Genomic DNA, 6,327 nt, shown 5'->3' on the forward strand with positions numbered 1-6,327 from the left:
CGCGACGCGGGCCCCGGCCGCCCCCGCCGCCGAGCAGCGCACCCCGTCCTCCGGTCAGCAGCCGGGGCCCGCCTGGTCCGAGGCGGCCGAGCGGTGGCGGGAGCGGGCCGAGGAGTGGCGGCAGTGGGCCGGTGAGCAGGCCCGGCGACAGGCGGAACGGCAGGCCGACGGCCAGGGCGGCGCCGGTCAAGGCCAGGGGCAGGGCCAGGGCGGCTGGGGGAACGGTCAGGGGAACGGCAACGGCAACCCCGGCGGCTCCGGTCCGTACGGCCAGGGCGGTGGCGGACCGTACGGCCAGGGCGGTGGCGGACCGTACGGCCAGGGCGGCGGATCCGGCCCGTACGGCGGGCAGGGCGGGCAGGGCGGTCCCTACGGCGGTGGCCCCTCGCGCTGACCGCGGCGCCATCTGCTTGTATGGCCGTATGCCTGATCAGGAGCCGCTTTCCGCCGACGAACTGCTGGACATCGTGGACGAGCAGGACCGGGTGATCAGCCAGGCCCGCCGCGGTGACGCCACCGCCCTCCGGCTGCGCCACCGCTGCGCCTTCGTCCTCGTGCGCGACGCCGAGGGCCGCGTCTTCGTCCACCGCCGCACCGACCGGAAGCTGGTCTTCCCCTCGCTGTACGACATGTTCGTCGGCGGGGTCGTCGCGGCGGGCGAGAGTTACGACGAGGCGGCGCTGCGGGAGGCGGAGGAGGAACTCGGCGTCCAGGGACTCCCCGCGCCCGTACCGCTGTTCTCCTTCCTCTACGACACGCCGGAACACACCTGGTGGTCCCGGGTCTACGAGGTCCGCTGCGACCTCCCCGTCGCGCCCCAGGCCGACGAGATCGCCTGGCACGCCTTCCTCACCGACGACGAGCTGGAGCGGCGGCTCACCCAGTGGGAGTGGGTACCGGACGGCGCGGAGGCATACCGGCGGCTCCAGGAGTGGCGCCGCGAGAGGCCCACCCCGTGACCGCGGGCAGACTCGCGGACGCCGTGGCGGGCGTCCGGCTGTGGTTCGCGCCCGAACGGCTCCGCGAGGAGGGCGACACCCCCGACTACCGCTTCTCGCTCGCCAACGAGCGCACCTTCCTGGCCTGGCTGCGCACCGCGATGGCCCTGGTGGGCGGCGGCTTCGCGGTCGACCAGTTCCTGCCGGACACCGGGCGGGCGCTCCGGCTGACCCTCGCGCTCACCCTGCTCGCGGGCGGCGCGGTGTGCGCCCTGCGCGCCATCAACCACTGGATCCGCTGCGAGCGGGCCATGCGGCGCGGCGAGGATCTGCCGGTGTCGCGCTTCCCGGTGATGCTGGGGCTGGCCGTCGGGGTGGTCGCGCTGCTGATGGTGATCGTCGTCGCCGTGGGGTGGGGCGGGTGACCGAGCCGGTGCGGGACCCCGGGCTCCAGCCGGAGCGCACCCGGCTGGCGTGGCGGCGTACGACGCTGGCCTGCGCCGTGGCCGCCTCGCTCGCCGGGCGGCAGACCCTGCACGCGGGCGGCGGCCCGCTCCCGGTGCTCGCCCTGTCGCTGGTCGTCCTGTCCTGGCTGGCCTTCGTGGCCGTGGCCCACCACCGCGTCCGCCACCTGCACGCCCCGCGCCCGCCGCTCCTGACCCCGCGCGCGGCGGTGGCCGCGGTGGGCTGCGTGATGGGCGCGGCGGTGTGCGGCGCGGCGATGCTGCGCTGATTTTTTGCGACTCGGTCAGTCGACCGTGATGACGATCTTGCCGCGGGTGTGGCCCTCCGCGTTGCGCTGCTGCGCCTCCGCCGTCCGTTCCAGCGGGTACGTCGCCGACACCTCGACCCCCAGCGCGCCGCGCTCGGCGAGGTCGGTCAGGTCCTGGAGGTCGTCGGGGTCGGGGCGGACGAAGACATAGGCGCCGCCGAGGCCGAGGACCGCGGGGTCCGCGATGGACGCCAGCCTGCCGCCGGGGGCGAGCACCTCCGTGGAGGCGGTGAGGGCGTCGCCGCCGACCAGGTCGAACGCGGCCTGCACCCCGTCGGGGGCGAGCGCCCGCACCCGCTCGGCCAGGCCCTCCCCGTACACGGTCGGCTCGGCGCCCAGCGTCCGCAGATAGTCGTGGTTGTGCTCACCGGCGGTCCCGATGACGCGGGCGCCCAGGTGCCGGGCCAGCTGCACCGCCATCGAGCCGACGCCCCCGGCGGCCGCGTGCACCAGCACCGTGTCGCCCTCGCCGACCCGCAGCGCGCCGACCAGCGTCTGGTAGGCCGTCAGCCCCGCCAGCGGGATGCCCGCGGCCTGCTCGAAGGAGAGGTTCCGCGGCTTGCGGGCGAGCGTGCGCAGCGGCGCGGCCACGTACTCGGCGCAGGTGCCGCGGGAGAGGAAGTCCTCGCGTACGTACCCGATCACCTCGTCCCCGGGCTGGAACCCGGTCACCGCCGGTCCGGTCTGCTCCACCACCCCGGCGACGTCCCAGCCCGGGATGACCGGGAAGACGGCGTCCAGGACGGGGTCGAGATAGCCCGCCTGCGCCTTCCAGTCGACGGGGTTCACGGCGGCGGCCTTGACCCTGACCAGCACCGAGTCGGGCCCGACCTTGGGGTCCCGGACCTCGCCGAATTCGAGGACCTCGGGGCCTCCGTAGCGGCGGTAGCTGATGGCCTTCATGGTGGCTGCTCCTTGCGGTTCCTGGTGACGGTGGTGGCCTCCCCCCCGGGTTCCCCCTACGACGCTCCTGCTCGGGAAACGGCACCGCAAATCCAGCCCGGGCGGGATCAGTCGGCGACGCGGTGCGGAACCTGGGCCGCCGCCGGGGGCAGCGCGGCCCGCGGCTCCGCCCCCGCGAACCAGAAGCCGAGCAGGAACGCAGCCGTCGACTCCAGGTGGCGGGCCCGCTCCAGGGGCCCGCCGTCCAGCGGTACGCAGCCCATGTCGCGCACGAGGGTCCGTACGGCCTCCAGCGCGCCCTCGTCGTCCCCGCACAGCGGCACCGCGAGCGGCCCGTCGGCGAAGACCGGCGGGGTCATCCGCCACACCGAGTCCGCGCACAGGTTGAAGCCCTTCACCACGTGCGCCCCCACCGCCTGCGCGGCGATCCGCTCGGCCACTCCCGGGCCGCCGTCGGTGGCGAGGACGAACCGGCCGGGGACGAGGGCGTTGGTGCAGTCGATCAGCGCCCGGCCGCTCAGCGTCCCCTCCCCCGCGCCCGCCGCCTCCAGGGTGGCCGACACCCCTTCGTACGCGACGGCGAGCAGCGTCGCCTCCCCGAACCCGGCGGCCTCGCGCAGCGATCCGGCCCGTGCGCCGTGGCCGATCCGTCCCGCCAGCGCCCGTGCGTTGGCGGGGGTGCGGCCGCCGATGAACACCGTGTGGCCCGCCCGTGCCCACTGCCCCGCCAGCCCCTCGGCCATGGTTCCCGTGCCCAGCACTCCGATCCGCATCGCGCGGCCTCCTCGTCGTATCCGAAGCGGCGTATGCCGCCCGCTGGATGAGGACACTAGGAATTCCGTTGCACACCCCGAGGTGTCCTACGGATCCGCTAGGCCGGTACGGACGCCCGCCCCACAGGAGGCATGAGTGACGACGACACCCCCGCACCCCTCGCCCACCGGCCGGTTCATCGCCGACTGCCGGGCCCGGATCGGCTTCGACCTGCTGACCGGCACCTGGACCGCCGTGGTGCTCTTCGGGCTGCGCGAGGGTCCGCGCCGCCCCGGCGAGCTGCGCGCGGCGATCGGCGGCATCAGCGCCAAGGTGCTCAACGAGACACTGCGCCGTCTGGAGGACGACGGGCTGGTGGAGCGCCACCGGTACGCGGAGGCGCCGCCGCGCGTCGAGTACGGGCTGACGGCCCTGGGCCGGACCCTGCTGGGCCCGGTCGAGGCGCTGGGCGCCTGGGGCATCGAGCACGGCGACGCGATCGTGGAGGCCCAGGAGCGCGCCGAGCGGCGACGGGAGGGAACCGGTGACGGCCGGACACTGGACTACATACCGACTGGTCGGCATCATGAGGTGGACATGGAATGAGCAACAGGGAATGAACCGTCCGCCCGCCTCCCACGGAAGAAGAGACTCGATGAACGCAGCCAATCCGCCAGGACTCGACCTGACGCGGCTCCGCGCCCATCTCGACCGCGAACGGCCGGGGCTGGTGGGCGGCGGGCTGAGTGCGGAGCTGATCGAGGGCGGCCGGTCGAATCTCACCTACGCCGTCACCGACGGCACCTCCCGCTGGGTGGTGCGCCGCCCGCCGCTGGGTCACGTACTGGCCACCGCCCACGACATGCGGCGCGAGCACCGGGTGATCAGCGCGCTGCACCCGACCAGCGTGCCGGTGCCGGAACCGGTGCTGCTGTGCGAGGACGACGCGGTGGTCGGGGCGCCGTTCTACGTCATGGAGTACGTGGAGGGCACTCCGTACCGTACGGCCGAGCAGCTGGCCGCCATCGGCCCGGAGCGCACCCGGGGCGTGGTGCTGTCCCTGGTGGACACGCTCGTCGCGCTGCACTCCGTCGATCCCGCCACGGTCGGGCTCGGCGACTTCGGGCGGCCCGACGGCTTCCTGGAGCGGCAGCTGCGGCGCTGGGGCAAGCAGCTGGAGGCCTCGCGCAGCCGTGAGCTGCCGGGCATCGACGAGCTGCACGCCCGGCTCGCCAAGGCGCTGCCCGCCTCCCCCGCGCCCACCGTGGTGCACGGCGACTACCGTCTGGACAACGTCCTGGTGGGCACCGACGACCGGATCAAGGCGATCCTCGACTGGGAGATGTCCACGCTCGGCGATCCGCTGACCGACCTCGGCCTGATCGTGATGTACAGCGAACATCCGACCCTCGACGACGCACCCATCTCCTCCACCCAGGGCGCCCCCGGCCACCCGGGGACGGACGAGCTGGTCCAGCGGTACGCGGAGGGCTCGGGCCGGGACGTCAGCGGCATCGCCTGGTACACCGCCTTCGCCTACTTCAAGCTCGCGGTGATCTTGGAGGGCATCCACTACCGCTTCACCCTCGGACAGACCCTGGGCGCGGGCTTCGACCGCATCGGCGCGATCGTCCCGGCCTTCATCGACAACGGCCTCACCACCCTCCAGGAGAGCTGAGACACCTGATGGACTTCGCATTCGACGCCCGTACCGAAGAACTCCGCGCCAAGCTGCTGACCTTCATGGACGAGCACGTCTACCCGGCCGAGGCGATCGCGGCCGAGCAGCGGGCCAAGCTCGGTTCGCCCTGGGACACCCCCACCGTCGTGGAGGAGCTGAAGGCCGAGGCCCGCAAGCAGGGGCTGTGGAACCTGTTCCTGCCCGACTCCGCGTACGGCGCGGGGCTCACCAACCTCCAGTACGCGCCGCTCGCCGAGATCACCGGCCGCAGCCCCCAGCTCGCGCCCACCGCCCTCAACTGCGCCGCGCCGGACACCGGGAACATGGAGGTGCTCACCCAGTTCGGCAGCGAGCAGCAGCGCGAGCAGTGGCTGGAGCCGCTGCTCGCGGGCGAGATCCGGTCGGCCTTCGCGATGACCGAGCCCGAGGTGGCCTCGTCCGACGCGACCAACATCGAGACCCGGATCGAGCGGGACGGCGACGACTACGTCATCACCGGGCGCAAGTGGTACATCTCCGGGGCGATGAACCCCGACTGCAAGATCTTCATCGTGATGGGCAAGACCGACCCCGAGGGCGCGGACGTGCGCCGCCAGCAGTCGATGGTGCTGGTGCCGCGCGATACGCCCGGAGTCGAGGTGCGGCGGGCGATGCAGGTCTACGGCTACGAGGACCACTACCACGGCGGCCACGCCGAGGTCGTCTTCGACCGGGCCCGGGTCCCGGCCACGAACCTCATCGGCGAGGAGGGTGGCGGCTTCGCCATCGCCCAGGCCCGGTTGGGCCCCGGCCGCATCCACCACTGCATGCGGCTGATCGGCATGGCCGAACGGGGCATCGAGCTGATGTGCCGCCGGGCGGTGGCCCGGCAGGCGTTCGGCAAGGCCCTCGCCCAGCAGGGGCAGGTCCACGAGTGGATCGCGGACGCCCGGGTGGCGGTCGAGCAGCTGCGGCTGCTGGTGCTGAAGACGGCCTGGATGATGGACACGGTGGGCAACCGGGAGGCGCACACCGAGATCCAGGCCATCAAGATCGCCACGCCGCGGACGGTGGTGGGGATCCTGGACCAGGCGGTGCAGTTGCACGGCGCGGGCGGGGTCAGCCAGGACTTCCCGCTGGCCGAGCTGTGGGCGGCGGCGCGGACGCTGCGGCTGGCCGACGGGCCGGACGAGGTGCATCAGCGGTCGCTGGCGCGGCGCGAGCTGAAGCGGTACCAGTAGGGGTGGCGCGGGGCTTCTTTCCCCAGCCCCGCCCCTTCCCGTAACCGGGGCTCCGCCCCG

8 protein-coding genes and 1 pseudogene are annotated in these 6,327 nt (G+C 73.7%); 7 read left to right on the forward strand and 2 right to left on the reverse strand.

Going from position 1 to position 6,327, the window contains the following annotated elements; all coding sequences use genetic code 11:
• The 4 genes and pseudogenes from EEJ42_RS51365 to EEJ42_RS35710 form a co-directional block, all read left to right on the forward strand.
• Positions 1-394, forward strand: a pseudogene (locus EEJ42_RS51365) (hypothetical protein); the annotation flags it as partial.
• A 28-nt stretch (positions 395-422) separates the two neighbouring features.
• Positions 423-959, forward strand: coding sequence for an NUDIX domain-containing protein (locus EEJ42_RS35700; protein ID WP_123106357.1), 537 nt, complete (start codon positions 423-425; stop codon positions 957-959).
• Positions 956-1,363: a YidH family protein gene (locus EEJ42_RS35705; protein ID WP_123106358.1), complete on the forward strand. Its 408-nt coding sequence runs from the start codon at positions 956-958 to the stop codon at positions 1,361-1,363. The genes EEJ42_RS35700 and EEJ42_RS35705 overlap by 4 nt, the downstream gene beginning before the upstream one ends.
• Positions 1,351-1,671: a DUF202 domain-containing protein gene (locus tag EEJ42_RS35710; RefSeq protein ID WP_123106359.1), complete on the forward strand. Its 321-nt coding sequence runs from the start codon at positions 1,351-1,353 to the stop codon at positions 1,669-1,671. The genes EEJ42_RS35705 and EEJ42_RS35710 overlap by 13 nt, the downstream gene beginning before the upstream one ends.
• A 15-nt stretch (positions 1,672-1,686) precedes the next feature.
• Here the strand turns inward: EEJ42_RS35710 and EEJ42_RS35715 are convergent, their stop codons facing one another.
• Positions 1,687-2,613: an NADP-dependent oxidoreductase gene (locus tag EEJ42_RS35715; RefSeq protein WP_123106360.1), complete on the reverse strand. Its 927-nt coding sequence runs from the start codon at positions 2,611-2,613 to the stop codon at positions 1,687-1,689.
• Between the two features lie 107 nt (positions 2,614-2,720).
• Entirely contained in the window at positions 2,721-3,386 is a 666-nt protein-coding gene (locus EEJ42_RS35720; RefSeq protein ID WP_123106361.1) for an NADPH-dependent F420 reductase, read from the reverse strand.
• Positions 3,387-3,522: 136 nt separating this feature from the next.
• Here EEJ42_RS35720 and EEJ42_RS35725 point away from each other — a divergent pair, with 136 nt between their 5' ends.
• The 3 genes from EEJ42_RS35725 to EEJ42_RS35735 are packed head-to-tail and all read left to right on the forward strand — an operon-like array spanning position 3,523 to position 6,267.
• The gene (locus EEJ42_RS35725; RefSeq protein ID WP_123106362.1) at positions 3,523-3,972 is read left to right on the forward strand and encodes a winged helix-turn-helix transcriptional regulator; all 450 of its coding nucleotides are present in this window, start codon (positions 3,523-3,525) and stop codon (positions 3,970-3,972) included.
• Between the two features lie 49 nt (positions 3,973-4,021).
• Positions 4,022-5,044 carry a phosphotransferase family protein gene (locus EEJ42_RS35730; RefSeq protein ID WP_123106363.1) on the forward strand — a complete coding sequence of 341 codons (1,023 nt, stop codon included), beginning with the start codon at positions 4,022-4,024 and terminating at the stop codon, positions 5,042-5,044.
• Between the two features lie 8 nt (positions 5,045-5,052).
• The gene (locus EEJ42_RS35735; RefSeq protein WP_123106364.1) at positions 5,053-6,267 is read left to right on the forward strand and encodes an acyl-CoA dehydrogenase family protein; all 1,215 of its coding nucleotides are present in this window, start codon (positions 5,053-5,055) and stop codon (positions 6,265-6,267) included.
• Positions 6,268-6,327 lie beyond the last annotated feature (60 nt).

The sequence above is a fragment of the Streptomyces botrytidirepellens genome, from assembly GCF_003721215.1.
Classification (GTDB): Bacteria; Actinomycetota; Actinomycetes; order Streptomycetales; family Streptomycetaceae; genus Streptomyces; species Streptomyces himastatinicus.

Excerpts from the sequence above, each read along its gene's own strand:
- EEJ42_RS35700 (WP_123106357.1), top strand. The coding sequence starts at position 423 with ATGCCTGATCAGGAGCCGCTTTCCGCCGACGAACTGCTGGACATCGTG.
- EEJ42_RS35715 (WP_123106360.1), bottom strand. The coding sequence starts at position 2,613 with ATGAAGGCCATCAGCTACCGCCGCTACGGAGGCCCCGAGGTCCTCGAA.
- EEJ42_RS35720 (WP_123106361.1), bottom strand. The coding sequence starts at position 3,386 with ATGCGGATCGGAGTGCTGGGCACGGGAACCATGGCCGAGGGGCTGGCG.
- EEJ42_RS35730 (WP_123106363.1), top strand. The coding sequence starts at position 4,022 with ATGAACGCAGCCAATCCGCCAGGACTCGACCTGACGCGGCTCCGCGCC.
- EEJ42_RS35735 (WP_123106364.1), top strand. The coding sequence starts at position 5,053 with ATGGACTTCGCATTCGACGCCCGTACCGAAGAACTCCGCGCCAAGCTG.